Below are 16614 nucleotides of genomic sequence, written 5' to 3'. Positions count from 1 at the left end.
GCCCGCGCCGCGCCCGGCGGCGCCGGCCCAGGCGATGCCGCGGCTGATCGCCGACGCCAGCCCGCGCTATCCGCTGAGCGCGCTCAATCGCAAGCTCGAAGGCAGCGTCGAGGTCGCCTTCACCATCCAGCCCGACGGCAGCACCAGCGCGGCGCGGGTGGTCTCGGCCGAGCCGGCCGGGGTGTTCGAGCAGGCCGCGCTGGCCGCGGTGGCGCGGCTGCGCTTCGAGCCCAGCGGCGCAAGCCACCCGGCGCGGCGCACCTTGAACTTCAAGCAACCCAAGCGCTGAGCCGGGGGCGAGCGCGGCCGCGGCGGCCGCGCGGTTGGCGCGGTCGGCGCGAGCGGCCACAATGCCGCGATGACTACCGCCGCCCCCGCCCTGTTGGACACCGTCGAATTCGAAACCGGCCCGCAGCCGGCCTGGACCGTGCTGTGGCTGCACGGGCTGGGCGACAGCGGCGAAGGCTGGGCGCCGGTGGTGCCCGAGCTGCTGCGCAAGGACTGGCCGTCAGTGCGCTTCGTGTTCCCGCACGCGCCGGTGCGGCCGGTGACGATCAACAACGGCGCGCGCATGCGCGCCTGGTACGACATCCGCGATTTCCAGGACCTGGCCAACCGCGCCGACGCCGAAGGCGTGGAGCAGTCGGTGGCCCAGGTCGAGGCGCTGATCGCGCGCGAGGCCGAGCGCGGCGTGCCGGCCGCGCGGGTGGTTTTGGCCGGTTTCTCCCAGGGCGGCGCGATCACCCTGGCCGCCGGCCTGCGCCGGCGCGAGCCGCTGGCCGGGCTGATCGCGCTGTCGACCTACCTGCCGCTGGGCGAGCGCCTGCTGCGCGAGGCCGCACCGACGGCCAGCGCGCAGCCGGTGTTCATGGCCCACGGCAGCCACGACCCGGTGGTGCCGTTCCAGGGCGGCCAGATCGCCGCCGCGGGCCTGCGCAGCCTCGGCTTCGAGGTCGAATGGCACACCTATCCGATGGCGCACCAGGCCTGCGGCGAGGAAATCGAGGCCGTGGCCGACTGGCTCGGCCGGCGTTTCGCCCAGGCCTGAGCCGCAGGCGCCCATGGCCGACCCGCGCACCGGCACTCCCGCGAGCGAGCCCGAGCCGTGGCTGCCGGACCTGTGCCGGCTGCCGCGGCTGGTGGTCATGCTGAGCATGGCCGAGCTGATCGTGATCGTGCTGGCGCTGGCGCCGGACGGCAGCCAGTGGAACCTGGGCCGTTTCGTCTCCTCCAGCGCCTTCGCCCTGTGGCTGGCGCTGGCGATCTCGGTGCTGCTGTGCGTCTCGCGCAAGCAACTGTCGCGGCTGCCGCCCGGGGTCGGCGGCTTCATCGCCACCGCCACCGCCGCGGCGATCGCCGCCGCGGTCGCCGCGGTGACCCATTCGATCGACTCGATCACCGGCCTGGGCCTGATCCCGGCCGGGACCGGCTTCGGCCGCTTCGTCGGCGGCAGCGCCGCCATCGCGATCCTCGCGGTCAGCGTGGTGCTGCGCTACCTGTACGTCAACGACAGCTGGAAAGCGCAGGTGCGGGCCAACGCCCGCGCCGAGGTCGAGGCCCTGCAGGCGCGGATCAAGCCGCATTTCCTCTTCAACAGCATGAACACCATCGCCGGGCTGGTGCGCAGCGACCCGGCCGTGGCCGAGCGCGCGGTGCTGGACCTGTCGGACCTGTTCCGCGCCGCGCTGGGCGCGTCCAAGAGCGATTCCAGCCTGGCCGAGGAGGTCGAACTGGCCGAGCGCTACCTGGCGATCGAGCAACTGCGCCTGGGCGAGCGGCTGCGCGTGGTCTGGCGCAAGCGCGAGCCGCTGCCGTGGAAAATGCCGCTGCCGCGGCTGGTGCTGCAGCCGCTGGTGGAGAACGCGGTCCTGCACGGGATCTCGCGCCTGCCCGGCGGCGGCGAGGTCGAAATCGAGCTGACCCAGCTCAGCGACCACCTGCTGCTGCGCATCCGCAACCCCGCCCCGGCCCCGGCCGAGGGCCGCGCCGGCGCCCGCCACGCCCAGCACAGCATCGGCCAGCGCCTGCGCTATGCCTATGGACCCACGGCGCGGATGACCGCAGGATGGGACGGGGGCTACTATCTGTGCGAACTGCACGTGCCGACCGGGGTGGAGGCGCAGAGCCGATGAAGGGTGCGAGGCTGGCCATGAGAGTGGTGATCGCTGACGACGAACCGTTGGCGCGCGAACGCCTGCGCGGCCTGCTGGCGCAACGCCCGGACGTGGAGGTGGTGGCCGAGGCCGCCGACGGCCAGCACGCCCTGCACGCCTGCGCCGAGCACCGGCCGGACCTGGTCCTGCTCGACATCGCCATGCCCGGCATCGACGGCCTGGAGGCGGCGCGCCACCTGGCCGCGTTCGAGCCGCGCCCGGCGGTGGTGTTCTGCACCGCCTACGACGCTCACGCGCTGTCGGCGTTCGACGCCGAGGCCATCGACTACCTGGTCAAGCCGGTGCGCGCCGAACGTCTCGACGCCGCGCTCGAGCGCGTGCGCACCTTCGCCGCCGGACGCGAGCGCGCCGGCGACGGCGAGACCGCCCCGGGCCAGGTGCGCAGCCACCTGTGCGCGCGCCTGCGCGGCAGCCTGCGGCTGATCCCGATCGAGGACGTGCATTACCTGCACGCCGAAGAGAAATACGTCATCGTCCACCACGCCCGCGGCGAAGACCTGATCGAGGAATCGCTGAAGTCGCTGGAGGACGAATTCGGCGAACGCTTCGTGCGCATCCACCGCAATTGCCTGGTGGCGCGGCACGAGATCGTCGAACTCAAGCGCAACGCCGAGGGCCATGTGCAGGCGATCCTGCGCCACGGCAAGCAGCCGCTGGAAGTGAGCCGGCGCTGCGTGGCTTCGTTGCGCGAGACGCTCAAGCATCTTTGAGCCGGCCGCAGGCCGACTCCGGGATTCGGCGGATCGCGGCGTCGGTGCGGAAACTCCCTGTAGGAGCTGCGCAAGCTGCGACCGCGCCACCGCGCTTGCGTCGCAGCTGAGAGGTCGCGGTCGCAGCTTGCGCAGCTCCTACAGGGGCTTGCGTCGCGGCGGCGCAGGCGGCTGGGGCCTTCAGTACGTCATCCCTCATCTCGTCATTCCCGCGAAGGCGGGAATCCAGAGCCTTCAGCGTCGTCCCTCACCACGTCGTTCCCGCGAAGGCAGGAATCCAGAGCCTTCAGCGTCATCCCTCACCACGTCGTTCCCGCGAAGGCGGGAATCCAGAGACTTCAGCGTCATCCCTCAACACGTCATTCCCGCGAAAGCGGGAGTCCAGAGCCTTCAGAGTCATTGCCTGGATTAAAGCCCCGCCTTCGCGGGGATGACGGTAGGAGGGGGCGCAGGCCGTTGTGGTTGTCTTGGTCATGGCTGCAATCTTGGTCGCGGCCGAAGCCGCGCAGCGAGATCGCATGGCGCAGCCAGGCCCGTTCGGCGCCCGTCCTACTGCCTCGAGCCAATCGCTCAACCCTCGGTCGGCCTCTAGCCTTCGCCCAACCGCGCCCCGACCCACCCCGACCCGCGCTCCCTTCCGTACCAAGCGCCGCCCTTTGGCCCCAACCCACCGCAGCGGCGATAATGCGCGCATGAAGACCCTGCGCATCGCCACCCGCAAAAGCCCGCTCGCCCTGTGGCAGAGCGAGCACGTCGCCGAACGCCTGCGCGCCGCGCACCCCGGCCTGACCGTGACCCTGGTGCCGATGAGCACCCGCGGCGACGAGGTGCTGGACCGCTCGCTCGCGGCGATCGGCGGCAAGGGCCTGTTCCTCAAGGAGCTGGAACTGGCGATGCAGCGCGGCGAAGCCGACTGCGCGGTACACTCGCTCAAGGACGTGCCGATGGAACTCGATGCCGGCTTCGCCCTGCCGACCGTGCTCGAACGCGCCGACTACGCCGATGCCTTCGTCAGCAACGACCACGACGGCATCGAGAACCTGCCGCCCGGCGCGCGCGTGGGCACCTCCTCGCTGCGCCGGCAGGCGCAGTTGCGCGCGCTGCGTCCGGACCTGCAACTGCTGGACCTGCGCGGCAACGTCAACACCCGTCTGGGCAAGCTCGACGCCGGCGAGTACGACGCCATCGTCCTGGCCTGCGCCGGCCTGCAGCGGCTGGGCCTGGACGCGCGCATCCGCCGCCGCCTCGACGCGCCGCATTGGCTGCCGGCGCCGGCGCAGGGCGCGATCGCGGTGGAATGCCGCGAGGACGACGCGATCACGCGCGAGCTGTGCGCCGCGCTCGACCACGCCGCCACTCGCACCTGCGTGGAGGCCGAGCGGGCGATGAACCGCAGCCTGCACGGCAGCTGCCACGTGCCGGTGGCCGCCTACGCCTGGCTCGACGGCGAGCACCTGCGCCTGGACGGCCAGGTCGGCTCGGCCGGCGACGGCCGCCGTGTGCGCGCGCACGGCGAAGGCCGCGGCGACGCGCCGCAGTGCCTGGGCATCGAGGTCGCGCAAAAACTGTTGGCGCAGGGCGCGGGCGAGTTCATCGCCGCGTCGCTGCTGGATGGCGCCGGCGAGGACGACTGAAGCGCTGTGTAGGAGGCGCTTCAGCCCCGATGCTTCTGTGTCCAGGGCGCGGTGCCGACCTGAGCGTGAGCGGAGAGCATCGGGCCTGAAGGCCCTCCCACAATTGCTGCGCTGGTGGGGTGAGACATTGTGGGAGGGGCTTCAGCCCCGATGCTTTTGTGTCCGGGGCGCAATGCCGATCTGAGCGGAGAGCACCGGGCCTGAAGGCCCTCCTGCACGGCTGCGGCTCAGAACCGGCGGATCAGTTCGATCGAACTCTCGGCGCTCTCGCTGCCGCCGCCGCCCTTGTTGTCGTGGCGGATGGCGAAGTCGGTTTCCAGCTTCCAGTTCGGGTAGACGTCCACGTCCAGCCGCAGCGACTGCTTGACGAAGGTGTCGCCGCCGCCGCTTTCGACCTGCACGCGCTGGGTCCAGCGGGCGCGGTCGCTGATGCGCTGGCCGAGGTTGAGTTCGCCGCGGAACACCGCGCCGGTGCGGTTGATGCCGTCGTCGTACAGCGGCGCCAGGCGGTAGCCGGCGCCGAAGCTCAGGCCGATCTGGGTCGGGCCGTCGCGCACGGCCTGGACGCCGTAGCGGGTGCCGATGCGGTAGTCGTTGGAGTACATCGCCCGGCTCTCGCGCGAACTGGCCGGGGCGCTGACGCCGCCGATGCCGACGCGCTGCTGGCCGGGCAGGGCCACGTTGGGCCGCAGCGGCGGCAGTTCGGCCGGGTCGATGTCGGGCAGGCGGCTGGTGCGCGCCATCGCCGTGCGCCATTCCTCGTCGCCGCAGCGGGTGGAGAAACAGTACAGGCGCATCTGCGCCGGATCGCTCGCGATCGCGATCAGCGTGGGGTCGCCGCCATAGGCGGGCGTCGGCAATGTGACCAGGGGCGCGCCGAGCAGGGCGAGCCCGATTGCACCGAGCATCGTCTGGAAAGTGGCCGTGGGACGGTTGAGGATAATGCCATGGAACCGATTACAGGGCTGCTACCGGGCACGCCCCGGACAGGTTTTGGTCACGCTGGCGGCCGGCGAGGCGGCTCTGCGGCGGGCGCGGACCACGCCCGTGCCGCCCCGCAACGCGCCCGCGCCCCGGCGCCGCGCCGGAGCGATGTTTGATCAAAGCCCGAACCCTACGTTCGTCGCGGTCAGCACGTCGGTAAAGCAAGCGCGCTCATCTTCCTGCGCCGTCTCACTGCCCCCTGCAGGAGCTGCGCAAGCTCCGACCGCGCCCTCCCGGCTACGCCGCAGGCAACGAAACCGACTCAGTAATAAAGCGTCACTACATGCCGCGCCTGGGCAAAAAACAGCCACCGCTCGACCAAGGCGCCCAGCAGCACCGACACCGCCGCCACCGCCATCAGCAGCCCACCCGCGGCCGGCAGCGCCAGCGCGGCCACGGCCAGCGCCAGCGGCAAGCCCGCGAACAAGCCCGCGCCGATCCGCCGCAGCTTCGCCGCGTGCTTGCGCGCCAGCACATAGCCCATTTCGCGGGTCAGGTAGTTGTCTTGCGTGTGCGGACGTTCGAACACCGATGGCCGCCGCCCGGGCAGGCCGAGCGCATCGCCGCGGCTCGCCGGCAGCGGCTGGCGGTCGATCGCGGCCCAGTAGCGCCACTTCAGCAACCCGGTCAGCGGCGCCAGCAGCGCCACCGCCCAGGCCGCGACGCGGCCGATGCCGGGCCCGCCCGCCAGCGCGCCGAGCAGGGCCGCGCCGCTGAGCGCGGCGAAGGCCAGGTACACCGGCACCACCAGCGGATGCCGCCAGGCCGGGATCGGCGGCAGCGAGGCGTAGATCATCGCCGTGCACGCCACCGTCAGCAGCGCGCACACGCTCAAGGCCGCGCCGGCGAGCGCCGGCCACGCCGCCGGCCAGGCGCGCTCCGGGCTCAGCGCCAGCAGCCACGCCAGCAGCGCCAGCGCCGGCGCGTAGGTCAACACCGCCATCACGCCCTCGCGCGACAGCCAGGACGTGCGCCATTGCGAGAACGCCCGCCACGAGCGCAGCGGCTTGCCCAGGTGCGCGGTCGAACTCAGCAGCCCGGCGGTGACCAACAGCAGCGAGGCCAGCAGCCCCGTGCCGAGCGCGCGCAGCGACAATTCCGGCGCGCCGTCGAGGCCGCCGTGCCGCAGCAGCGCCAGCGCGCCCAGCCACATCATCAGGCCGTAGCCGGCGCCGGACAGGGTGGTGAAGAAAATGACCGAAAAAGCGGGATGCATGCGTCAGCGAAACCGGGTGGCGCGAACGAGAGCGAGCGAAGAGCCGTTGCGGCGATGGCGAACCGATCCGCGCGTCATCGCGACAGCACCTTGTCGAGCCAGCGCAGCACGCCCGGCAGCGCCTGCGGATCCAGCGTTTCCTGCGGCGCCGGCGCGGCCGCGTCCTCGGCGCGGCGCGGCCGCGGCGGCAGGTATTTGTTGGTCGGCCGATAGCCCAGCTGCGGCATCAGATCGACGCCGCCGCGCTCGGCCACCAGTTTCGACACCGCCGACTCGGGATCGCCGAGGTCGCCGAAATGCCGCGCGCGGGTCGGGCAGGCCTGCACGCACGCGGGCTGGCGTTCGGCTTCGGACAGATTCTCGTTGTAGATGCGGTCGATGCACAGCGTGCATTTCTTCATTACCCCTTCGACCGCGCTGTATTCGCGCGCGCCGTAGGGGCAGGCCCACGAGCACAGCTTGCAGCCGATGCACTTGTCCTCGTCGACCAGCACGATGCCGTCTTCGGCGCGCTTGAAGCTGGCGCCGGTCGGGCACACGCTGACGCAGGCCGGCTGTTCGCAATGCAGGCACGAGCGCGGGAAGTGCAGGGTCATCGCCGGCTGCGCCGCGACCGCGGCATCGCCGCCGCCGCAACCGGCCGCGGCGGGCTCAGCCGCCAGCTCGTAGCTGTGCACGCGGTTGAACCACACGCCGCTGGGGTCTTCGCCGTAGGGGCGCTCGTCGGTCAGCGGCGCGGCGATGCCGCCGGTATTCCATTCCTTGCAGCTCACCGCGCAGGCGTGACAGCCCACGCAGGTGTCCAGGTCGATCACCAGCCCGAGTTTCTTCTTCGACGGCGGCGGCAGCGCGGTCATCGCTTGCGTCCTGCGAACAGCAGCCACAGGCCCAGCGCGAACACCGACAAACCCAGCGCCACGCTCGGCAGCAACGCCACCATCGCCGGCGTCGACGCGCCCGGCGCGGCCGGGTCCATCGTGCCGAAGCCGAGCAGCGCGATCACCGCGACGCTGGCGAGCAGGCACAACAATCCGGCGAACACGCGCGCCGCCCTCATCGTGCGTCGCTCATCGGTGGGTGCGCGGTGGCTGTCATGGTATCGGTCGCTTCCTGGCGGGGTGGCTGAGTGCGGGCTTGCGGGTGCGCGGCGCGGCTGCGGCGCGCCGGCGATTTCATCGCCGTTTGCGGAACTCTACGCCGTAACGCAGCGGTCGGTCGTCGGCGGCCGGGCCCGGCAGCGGCTCGAACTGCGGTTGCGAGGCTTCCGCGCCGGCGTCGGCGGCCTTGCGGATCGTCACGCGCAGGTCGAACCAGGCCGCCTGGCCGGTGACCGGGTCGGCGTTGGCGTAGTCGCCGCGCGGGGTCACGTCGCTGATCAGGTGATTGAGCAGGAAGCCCTTGCGGCCTTCCGGCGCGTTCTTGTCGAGCTTCCAGGCGCCGCGGCGCTTGCCGATCGCGTTCCAGGTCCAGACCGTGTCGGGCTGGACGTTGCCGGCGAACTTGGCCTGCACGCGGATGCGGCCGTGGTGCGATTCCACTTCGATCCAGTCCTCATCGATGAGGCCGTAGCGCGCGCCGGTGTCCGGATGCAGGTACAGATAATTGCGCGTAGCGATCTGCCGCAGCCAGGCGTTCTGCGAACCCCAGGCGTGGTACATGAACATCGGCCGCTGGGTCACCGCGCTGAGCGGGAAGCGCGCGGCGCCGTCCTCGACCTGCACGCCTTCGAAGGGCTCGTACCAGATCGGCAGCGGATCGAAATAGGTCGCGACCCGCTCGCGATGCTGCGCCGGCGGCTGCTGCGCGCCGTGGCCTTGCGCGGCGAGGCGGAACTTCTGCAGGGTCTCGGAATACAGCTGCAAGGCGATGGGTTCGGCGTGGCCGAGGAAGCCGAGCTTCTGCGCCCAGTCCAGGTACGCGCGGTTGCTCATCTTGTAGTAGCGCGCCGCTTCCGGCACGTGCCCGCGCCAGAAGCCGCCGTTGTCGATGTAGCGCTGCAGCTGCTCGGGATTGGGCGGGCCCTTGGCCTCGAGTTCGCCGCGCTCGCCGCGCCAGCCGGCGAGCAGGCCGACGCCGGGCGCGCGTTCGTGATGGACGATGTAGTCGGCGTAATCGCGATAGCGCGGGCGGCCGTCGTCCAGGGTCATGCCGGGCAGGCCGATGCGCGCGCCGAGGTCGAGCAGCACCGACTGGAAGCCGCGGACGTCGCGGGGTTTCGGATCGTCCTGCAGGCGTTGGGTCGCTGCCTCTACGATTGGATGGCGGATCGCGTCGCAGGCCGAATCGGCGTCGGAGATCGGCCGGTCGAGCAGGCTGATCGCGTCGAAGCGTTCCAGGTAGGTCGTGTCCGGCAGCACCAGGTCGGCGTAGGCGATCATTTCCGAGGCATAGGCGTCGGCGTAGACGATGTGCGGGATGCGGTAATCGCCGTTGTCGTCCTTGTCGGTGAGCCAGCCGATGGTCTGGCGGGTGTTCATCGCCGAATTCCAGCTCATGTTGGCCATGAACATCATCAGCGTGTCGATCTTGTACGGATCGCCGGCCCAGGCGTTGCGGATCACGCTGTGCATCATGCCGTGCGCGGACAGCGGGTAGGCCCAGGAGAAGGCGTGGTCGATGCGGCGCGGCTGGCCGTGTTCGTCGACGACGAGGTCTTCGGGGCCGTGGACGAAGCCGAGCGGCGCCGCGTCCAGCGCGCCGTTGGCTTGGCGTTGCTTGCCCGGGCGGTTCGGCGGCGGGATCGGCTTGGGGTAGGGCGGTTGATAGCGGAACGAGCCCGGCGTATCGATCGCGCCGAGCAACAGCTGCAGCAAGTGCAGCGCGCGGCAGGTATGGAAGCCGTTGCTGTGCGCGCTGATGCCGCGCATCGCGTGCAGGCTGACCGGGCGGCCGATCATCTCGGCGTGCTCGCGGCCGTGCGCGTCGGTCCAGGCGATCGGCAGGCGCACCGATTGTTCGAACGCGGCGTGCGCGAGTTCGCGGGCGATGCGGCGGATGGTGTCGGCGGGGATGCCGCAGCGTTCGCTGACCGCGTCGGGCGAGTACTGCGGGTCGAGGTAGCGTTCGGCGACGAGATGGAACACCGGCACGGCGCGGCGGCCGTCGGCGAGGACGTATTCGCCGACGACGGCGGGCGAGATGCCGACCGCGTCGGCGGGATGCGCGCGGCCCTCACCGCGGCCCTCTCCCGCAGGCGGGAGAGGGGGGGCTTCGGGCGAGGGCGACCGCTGCGCTCCCTCTCCCGCCTGCGGGAGAGGGCCGGGGTGAGGGCCCCGCGCCCAGCACAACACCCGCCCCTGACCATCGCGCGCGAACAACCCATCGTCCGCGCCGCCCGGATTGCGCAGCACCAGCCAATGCGCATTGGTGTAGCGCACCAGATAGTCCAGGTCGATCCGGTCGGCCTTGAGCAATTCGTGGATCAACGCGAACGCGAACAACCCGTCCGTGCCCGGCCGGATCCCGATCCACTCGTCGGCGATCGCCCCATAGCCGCTGCGCACCGGATTGACCGCGACGATCTTGGCCCCGCGCGCCTTGAGCTTGCCCAGGCCGAGCTTGATCGGATTGGAGTCGTGGTCTTCGGCCACGCCCCACAGCATCAGATAGCGCGAATGCTCCCAGTCGGGCTCGCCGAATTCCCAGAACGAACCGCCCAGCGTGTACAGCCCGCCGGCGGCCATGTTGACCGAGCAGAAACCGCCGTGCGCGGCGTAGTTGACCGTGCCGAACTGCTGCGCCCACCAGCCGGTCAGCGCCTGCGATTGGTCGCGGCCGGTGAAGAACGCCAGCTCGTCGGGATTGCGCTGGCGGATCGCGCCGAGCCAGCCGGCGGCGATCGACAAGGCCTCGTCCCATTCGATCTCGCGGAACTCGCCGCGACCGCGTTCGCCGATCCGCAGCAGCGGCTTGCTCAGGCGCGCCGGCGAGTAGTGCTGCATGATCCCGGCCGAGCCCTTGGCGCACAGCACGCCCTGGTTGACCGGATGGTCGGGATTGCCCTGGATGTAACGGATCTTGCCGTCGGTGAGCCACACCTTGATGCCGCAACGGCAGGCGCACATGTAGCAGGTCGTGGTCTTGACCTCGTCGCCGGGCGAAGGCGACAGATCGATCGCCGGCTCCGACGGTGCGCGCTTCGGCGCGGCGGTTCGATCGAGCGCGGCCCGATCCAGGGAATCGGAACGATCCGGCGGCTCAGGGCGACCTTGCCGATCCGGGCGGTCCGCAGCGACCGGGTCGGCGACCTGGTCGTTGGTGGCTGGGCGTGAACGTGGGCCTGGCATGCGGGGCATTGTGCCCACCGCGGCCGGTCAGGGCGAGCTTGCGCGGGCCGCGCAACTGTGAGTGCGCGCGGCGCGCGCCTGCGTGGTCGTCACGTCGGGCTAACAAAAAAACACAAGGCCGGCGCCGCTGTCGCGGCCGGTGGGGCCGCGCCGCTGCGTTGTCGCATTGCGACAAATCGCGTCGGTCGTTGCCGGCAACGGGCCCGCGCAACGCTACAGGGATCGAAACCACCGGGGTCGAAAAAAGAAAGGCCGGACCTCGCCGGTCCGGCCCCGCGGTCGCAGCCGCTGCGACGCATCCGGTGTCAAATGTCACTTCACCGGCGGCGCCTGGATCTTGATGCTGGGATCGTTGTAACGCGAGTACTTCAGCGTCGAGGTATAAGTCTTGCCGCCGACCTCGGCCACGTTGACCGCCTGTACCGGGTAACCGCTGGCGGTCGCCACCCAGAAGGTCGAGGAGGTCTTGTTCGGCTGGCTGTTGTCCACCTTGTACTTGCGGGTCGCCACGCCGGCGAGGGTTTCCTCGCCCAGCGCGGATACCTTCAGCGTCTGCAGGTTGCCGAGCACTTTCTCGCGGCTGCGGGTGGCGGCGACGCCGCCGCCGGGCGCGGGCTGCCGGGTGGTCTTGCCTTGCAGGGTCATGTACACGACGTTGCCGATCATGACCTGCTCGCCCATCGTCCCCAGCTTCACGCGCATGCGGTCGGGCGCGACGAAGTCGGTCTCGGTGGCGGGGCCGGGGCCCATGCTCATGCTGGCGTGGTAGCTCTTGGCGGCCAGGAACTTGTCCACCGCGGCGACGACGTCTTCCTTCGGCCCGGCGCAGGCCAGGCCGGGGGCGGTCAGGCCGAGCAGCAGCACCGCCGGGACCAGTGTTGCGGATATTGAGGGCTTGATCACGTAGGATCCTCAGGTTCGATGGTGGCGGCCGTGCATCGGCCGGTGCCATGCTAGTTGCGACCCCACCGACTCCACCATATCTCGGCCGACATGGAACGTATCGAACGCATTCACGCGTTGCACCGGATTCTCACTGCGGCCAGGTACCCGGTCACAGTTCAGCGGCTCCAGGAGGACCTGGAATGCTCGCGCGCGACCGTCTATCGGGACCTGGCCTACCTGCGCGACTACCTGATGGCACCGGTGGTCGGCAACGGCGAAGCCGGCTTCCGCTACGACACCAGCGAAGGCGACCGCTTCGAACTGCCCGGCCTGTGGCTGAGCTCGGAGGAACTGCACGCGCTGCTGGCCGCGCAGCAGTTGCTGATGCGCAGCGGCGGCGGCGTGCTGTCGAACGCGCTGGCGCCGTTGCAGCAGCGCATCGAGAAGCTGCTCGACGAGCACGCCGGCGGCCGCCGCCTGCCGGTGGAGCGGGTGCGGGTGATCCCGCACCGCACCCGCCGCCAGGACGAAACCGCGTTCCGCGCGGTCGCCACCGCCGTGCTCGACCGCAAGCGCCTGACGTTCGAATACCGCGCCCGCTCCACCGACGAGCGCACCCGCCGCAGCGTCTCGCCGCAGCGGCTGACCCACTATCGCGAGAACTGGTACCTCGACGCCTGGGACCACGAGCGCGATGCGCTGCGCAGCTTCTCGGTTGACCGCATCAGCGCGGCCAAGGTCGGCGAAGAGGCGGCGCGCGATGTCGCCGACGACGAACTCGACCAGCACCTCGCGTCGAGCTACGGCATCTTCTCCGGCGCGCCCAAGGGCTGGGCGACGATCCTGTTCAGCGCCAAGGCGGCGCGCTGGGTCGCCGACGAGCACTGGCATTCGCAGCAGCAGGGCCGGTTCCTGCCCGACGGCCGCTACGAGCTCAAGGTGCCCTACAGCGCCGGGCGCGAGCTGCTGATGGACGTGATGCATTACGGCAACGACGCCGAGATTGTCGAGCCGGTGGTGCTGCGCGAACAGGCCAAGACCATGCTGGAACTGGCGTTGAGCAACTACGGCCGTTGATGGCAGGCGCCGACGTACCGCGCAGCGAGTCTCCCGGCCACGCCGAACCCGGCGAGCCGGTCGCGCTGGTGCTCGGCGCGGGCGGTGCGCGCGGGCTGGCCCAGATCGGGGTGATCGAGGCCTTGCAGGCGCGCCGGCTGCGCATCGTCGCGGTCGCCGGCTCGTCCAGCGGCGCCCTGGTCGGCGGCCTGTTCGCCGCCGGCAAGATGGCGGTGTACCGCGACTGGCTCTACAGCATGAGCCGCACCGACATGCTGCGCCTGCTCGATCCGGTGTTCGGCCAGCCGGCGCTGTTCCGCGGCGACCGGCTCATGCACGCGCTGCGCGAGCTGATCGGCGAGCCGCGCATCGAAGACTTGCCGGTGCAGTTCACCGCGGTCGCGGTCGACTTGCTGCGCCAGCGCGAGGTGTGGCTGCGCGAAGGCGACCTGTGGGACGCGATCCGCGCTTCCATCGCCATCCCCGGCGTGTTCACCCCGTACGAACTGCACGGCCGCGAACTGGTCGACGGCGGCCTGCTGGCGCCGCTGCCGATCACCGCCACGCGCTTGTCCGATGCGCATCGCCTGATCGCGGTGGACATGCACGGCTGGCCCGACCAGCCCACCGGCGCGCTCGGGCGCCACGCCGGCGCCGACGTGCCGCGGCACGCGCCGGTGCCGGCCGAGCAACTGGTCTCGGTCAAGCCGCCGCCGCTGAGCCGCTGGTTCCGCCGCAACCGCGCGGTGCCGGCCGAAGCGACGGAAGACGCGCCACCGCACGAACTGAGTTTCAGCGAGCTGATGGCGCGCTCGCTCGACACCATGCAGGCGCAGATCGCGCGCGTGCAGCTGGCGCTGGATCCGCCCGAACTGGTCATCCGCATCCCGCGCGACGCCTGCCAGTTCTACGAGTTCTGGCGCGCCAAGGAACTGATCGAACTCGGCCGCGAGCAGGCCGAGCAGGCGCTGGATAAAGCCGGTTACTGAGCCGCCGCGCGCCGGCGCTTGCCGTTGTCTTGCCGACCAGGCCGCACCGACGGCGTAGCGTGTTCGGTGGGCTGTGTATCGATGCCCCCCGGGAATCGCCGCGACCGCGCCGATCGGTTGTGTGCGGATCGTTCCAGTTCGGCACAAGGGCATTCAGGCGATGTCCGTGCGCATCGATACCTGGCGATAGCACCCATCGAGACCGCGGCGGCCGGTCGGCCGCGCAACGCCGCGGCGCAGGCCGCAGCCCGCCGCCGGTCGTGCCGCTTGCGCGCGGCCGGCGCAGCCGAAGCGAACGGAACCGTAGCCTTCGGGCGATGCGATGGAACCGCAGAGGCGAGCGCCCGCCGCGCGGATGCCACTTTTCCGCGAATCGGGAATCGCACCCATGGCTCAGCTTCGCCGCACCACCCTCGCCCTGTCCGTATTCGCCGCCCTGTGCCTGTCCGCCTGCGGCGGCGGTGGCGGTGGCGGCAAGACGCCCCGGCCCGACACCGGGCCGCCGCCGGCCAACCCCGGCAACCCGGGCAACCCGGGCAACCCGACCCCGCCCGGCCCGGCCGCGCTCGCCGCGCCAGGCAATCTGGTCGCCGCCGGCGGCGTGGCCAGCGTCGCCCTGACCTGGGACGCGGTGCCCGGCGCGCTGACCTACAGCGTCTACCAATCCACCACCCCGGGCGGGCAGGGCGCCACGCCGGTGCTGTCCAACCTCACCGCCACCTCCACCACGGTGCAGGGGCTGGCGCCGGGCGCGACCTATTACTTCATCGTGCGCGCGGCCAACGCCGACGGCGTCGGCGCGGCGTCGAACGAAGCCCAGGCGACGCCGCAGGCGCAGGCGCCGAGCGCGGCGCTGGAGATCGCCTCGCTGGAACTGGCCCAGGCCCACGTGCTGCCGGCGCAGGGCCTGAGCTGGACCTTGCCCAACGCCAGCGAGAGTTACCACGCCGTCGGCGGCCGCGCCGCGCTGGCGCTGCTGCGGCTGTCGGCGAACGACGCCGCCAACGCGAGGCTGGAAGGCTTCGCCGACGGCGCGCCGCTGGGCGCGCTGGCGCTGGCGCCGCCGTCGGCGCTGCCGCCGACCGAGGACGCCGGCCAGGCCTACGCCGGCGATCTGTACAGCGCCGAGATTCCCGCCGCGTGGATGAGCCCGGCGCTGCAGTTGCGCGTGGTCGCCGACAACTACCGCGCCGGCGCGCCGCAGGCGCCGGTGATCGGCGCCGACAGCCAGGCCCTGATCCGGGCGCTGCCGTTCTATCTGTTTGGCACCACGCCGGACAATTCGTTCCCGCTCTCGCAAACCGGCACGGCGCCGCAGGACGTGGTGGACGAGCTGTACGCCAAGTGGCCGATGGCGAGCGTGGTGGTGCAGAACCATCCGGCGCGCGCGGCGATCTGGCCGACCCTGGTGATGCCGCCGCAGGACGGCAAGCCCGCGTTCCTGCGCCGCGCCCGCGATGCGCGCGGCGACGGCGACGGTTTCAAGATCCTGGGCGTGGTGCTGAACCTGCTGCGCAACATGCTCGACGCCAACGGCGAAGCCCCGGGTCGGGTGCAGTACTACGCGCCGACGATCATGCGCGACCTCAACGGCGTCGACTTCGTCGAAGGCGCCGGCCTGGGCGGCTTCTCGGTCGGCTCCGGCGGAGCCGGCTACGGCGGCGTCTTCATCCACGAACAAGGTCACGCGATGGGCTCGCCGCACCAGGGCACCGCCTACCTGGAGGGCAAGTATCCCTACCTCGCCGGGGGCCTGGCCGGCTCGGCCTGGGGGTACGACCAGAACCGGCGCCGGTTCCAGGGGCCGTTCGTGCCGACGTCCGCCTCGCGCTACAAGGACTGCCGCGGCGATACCTTCGAAGGCATGCCGCGGCCGATCGACGCGCAAGGGCGTTGCGTGCGCCAGGATCCGATGCAGAACGGCTCCGGCGATCAGGCCAAGGGCGACCGCTACACGATCTTCTCCGATTACACCGCCGCGATCTTCCAGCGCTTCTACGAGGGCCGCACCACGATCGGCGCCGACGGCAAGCGCTCGTACGCCAACAGCGTCATCGTCGCCGACGCCGCCTATCCGGGCGGCTACCGGCGCTGGGACACGATCGAGCGGCGCTGGGTCGGCCACGCGCCGAAGCTGATCAACGGCAGCTGGAGCACCGAGGACGGCGAATTCCCGCTGCGCCGCGACGTGCCGGTGCATGCGATCGCACTGACCTACAGCTACGCCGGCACGCCCGAGGTGTCGCAGTTCTATCCGCCGCTGAGCTTCGTCGGCAATCTGATGTTCAGCGTCGATCCCAGCGATCCCGCGCAACGCGCGAGCATCACGCCGCGCACCGGGCCGTACCGCAAGTTCTGCTCGGACGCGGGCTGCGACTACACCTTGCGCGTCACCTACGCCGACGGCAGCCAGCGGCTGGAACTGCTGCCGCGCGGATTCCGCAAGTTCTTCGCCGGCGGCGACGGCCCGGTGGAGGAAACCGCCAAGGATCCCCTGCACAGCTACAGCCTGCGCACCTGGGTGATCCAGGTGCCCGGCGACAAGCCGCTGCGCAAGCTGGAGTTGCTGGACACGCCGATGGCCTGGCAGGGCATCGCGGCCAATCCGACGGTGTTGATCTCGCGCGATATCGCATCGGCGGGCGCCGGCGTCGCCGCCCCGGCTTCGGCGGCGCCCGCC

At 71.1% G+C, this 16614-nt stretch carries 14 protein-coding genes and 1 pseudogene; 9 read left to right on the top strand and 6 right to left on the bottom strand.

The features are described from left to right. The 6 genes and pseudogenes from A7A76_RS01085 to A7A76_RS26160 all read left to right on the top strand — a co-directional run. Positions 1-289 (top strand): TonB family protein (locus A7A76_RS01085; protein WP_206409459.1); only part of this gene is annotated, 289 nt, incomplete at its 5' end. Between the two features lie 69 nt (positions 290-358). Beyond that, positions 359-1048, top strand: a complete 690-nt coding sequence (locus A7A76_RS01080) for an alpha/beta hydrolase (RefSeq protein ID WP_206409458.1) — start codon at positions 359-361, stop codon at positions 1046-1048. 13 nt (positions 1049-1061) lie between these two features. Beyond that, positions 1062-2132 carry a sensor histidine kinase gene (locus tag A7A76_RS01075; protein WP_206409457.1) on the top strand — a complete coding sequence of 357 codons (1071 nt, stop codon included), beginning with the start codon at positions 1062-1064 and terminating at the stop codon, positions 2130-2132. Positions 2133-2149: 17 nt separating this feature from the next. After that, positions 2150-2884 (top strand): LytR/AlgR family response regulator transcription factor, encoded by a 735-nt coding sequence (locus A7A76_RS01070; protein WP_074861708.1) that lies wholly within the window; start codon positions 2150-2152, stop codon positions 2882-2884. 692 nt (positions 2885-3576) lie between these two features. Continuing rightward, positions 3577-4518 (top strand): hydroxymethylbilane synthase, encoded by a 942-nt coding sequence (gene hemC / locus A7A76_RS01065; protein ID WP_206409456.1) that lies wholly within the window; start codon positions 3577-3579, stop codon positions 4516-4518. A gap of 69 nt (positions 4519-4587) precedes the next feature. Further along, positions 4588-4641, top strand: a pseudogene (locus A7A76_RS26160) (DUF6053 domain-containing protein); the annotation flags it as partial. A gap of 104 nt (positions 4642-4745) precedes the next feature. Here A7A76_RS26160 and A7A76_RS01060 read toward each other — a convergent pair. From A7A76_RS01060 to A7A76_RS01035, 6 genes are all read right to left on the bottom strand, one after another. Further along, positions 4746-5426, bottom strand: a complete 681-nt coding sequence (locus A7A76_RS01060) for a DUF481 domain-containing protein (RefSeq protein ID WP_206409455.1) — start codon at positions 5424-5426, stop codon at positions 4746-4748. A gap of 338 nt (positions 5427-5764) precedes the next feature. Beyond that, positions 5765-6718, bottom strand: coding sequence for a dimethyl sulfoxide reductase anchor subunit family protein (locus tag A7A76_RS01055; RefSeq protein ID WP_206409454.1), 954 nt, complete (start codon positions 6716-6718; stop codon positions 5765-5767). Between the two features lie 74 nt (positions 6719-6792). After that, complete coding sequence (locus A7A76_RS01050; protein ID WP_206409453.1) at positions 6793-7575, bottom strand: 4Fe-4S dicluster domain-containing protein; 783 nt, start codon at positions 7573-7575, stop codon at positions 6793-6795. Next, positions 7572-7775 carry a hypothetical protein gene (locus tag A7A76_RS01045; protein ID WP_206409452.1) on the bottom strand — a complete coding sequence of 68 codons (204 nt, stop codon included), beginning with the start codon at positions 7773-7775 and terminating at the stop codon, positions 7572-7574. The genes A7A76_RS01050 and A7A76_RS01045 overlap by 4 nt, the downstream gene beginning before the upstream one ends. A 115-nt stretch (positions 7776-7890) precedes the next feature. Further along, a complete protein-coding gene (locus tag A7A76_RS01040; RefSeq protein ID WP_277425762.1) occupies positions 7891-11004 on the bottom strand; it encodes a molybdopterin oxidoreductase family protein in 3114 nt (1037 codons plus the stop codon). 312 nt (positions 11005-11316) lie between these two features. Beyond that, a complete protein-coding gene (locus A7A76_RS01035; RefSeq protein ID WP_206409450.1) occupies positions 11317-11907 on the bottom strand; it encodes a hypothetical protein in 591 nt (196 codons plus the stop codon). 90 nt (positions 11908-11997) lie between these two features. Between A7A76_RS01035 and A7A76_RS01030 the strand changes: the two genes are divergently transcribed. From A7A76_RS01030 to A7A76_RS01020, 3 genes are all read left to right on the top strand, one after another. Continuing rightward, on the top strand, positions 11998-12966 hold the full coding sequence (locus A7A76_RS01030) for a helix-turn-helix transcriptional regulator (RefSeq protein WP_206409449.1): 969 nt from the start codon (positions 11998-12000) through the stop codon (positions 12964-12966). Beyond that, positions 12966-13934 carry a patatin-like phospholipase family protein gene (locus A7A76_RS01025; RefSeq protein WP_206409448.1) on the top strand — a complete coding sequence of 323 codons (969 nt, stop codon included), beginning with the start codon at positions 12966-12968 and terminating at the stop codon, positions 13932-13934. Before A7A76_RS01030 ends, A7A76_RS01025 begins: the two co-directional genes overlap by 1 nt. 388 nt (positions 13935-14322) lie before the next feature. After that, positions 14323-16614: M66 family metalloprotease (locus A7A76_RS01020; protein WP_206409447.1), on the top strand; the 2292-nt coding region annotated here is incomplete at its 3' end.

This window comes from Lysobacter enzymogenes, assembly GCF_017168095.1.
GTDB classification, from domain to species: Bacteria; Pseudomonadota; Gammaproteobacteria; order Xanthomonadales; family Xanthomonadaceae; genus Lysobacter; species Lysobacter enzymogenes_D.
Note: the sequence above shows the minus strand (reverse complement) of the source record. Positions and strands in the feature narration are given on the sequence as shown.

What these genes read in the sequence shown, in the direction of transcription:
- A7A76_RS01080 (WP_206409458.1), top strand. Translation starts at nt 359, where the DNA reads ATGACTACCGCCGCCCCCGCCCTGTTGGACACCGTCGAATTCGAAACC.
- A7A76_RS01075 (WP_206409457.1), top strand. Translation starts at nt 1,062, where the DNA reads ATGGCCGACCCGCGCACCGGCACTCCCGCGAGCGAGCCCGAGCCGTGG.
- A7A76_RS01070 (WP_074861708.1), top strand. Translation starts at nt 2,150, where the DNA reads ATGAGAGTGGTGATCGCTGACGACGAACCGTTGGCGCGCGAACGCCTG.
- hemC (WP_206409456.1), top strand. Translation starts at nt 3,577, where the DNA reads ATGAAGACCCTGCGCATCGCCACCCGCAAAAGCCCGCTCGCCCTGTGG.
- A7A76_RS01060 (WP_206409455.1), bottom strand. Translation starts at nt 5,426, where the DNA reads ATGCTCGGTGCAATCGGGCTCGCCCTGCTCGGCGCGCCCCTGGTCACA.
- A7A76_RS01055 (WP_206409454.1), bottom strand. Translation starts at nt 6,718, where the DNA reads ATGCATCCCGCTTTTTCGGTCATTTTCTTCACCACCCTGTCCGGCGCC.
- A7A76_RS01050 (WP_206409453.1), bottom strand. Translation starts at nt 7,575, where the DNA reads ATGACCGCGCTGCCGCCGCCGTCGAAGAAGAAACTCGGGCTGGTGATC.
- A7A76_RS01045 (WP_206409452.1), bottom strand. Translation starts at nt 7,775, where the DNA reads ATGAGGGCGGCGCGCGTGTTCGCCGGATTGTTGTGCCTGCTCGCCAGC.
- A7A76_RS01040 (WP_277425762.1), bottom strand. Translation starts at nt 11,004, where the DNA reads ATGCCAGGCCCACGTTCACGCCCAGCCACCAACGACCAGGTCGCCGAC.
- A7A76_RS01030 (WP_206409449.1), top strand. Translation starts at nt 11,998, where the DNA reads ATGGAACGTATCGAACGCATTCACGCGTTGCACCGGATTCTCACTGCG.
- A7A76_RS01025 (WP_206409448.1), top strand. Translation starts at nt 12,966, where the DNA reads ATGGCAGGCGCCGACGTACCGCGCAGCGAGTCTCCCGGCCACGCCGAA.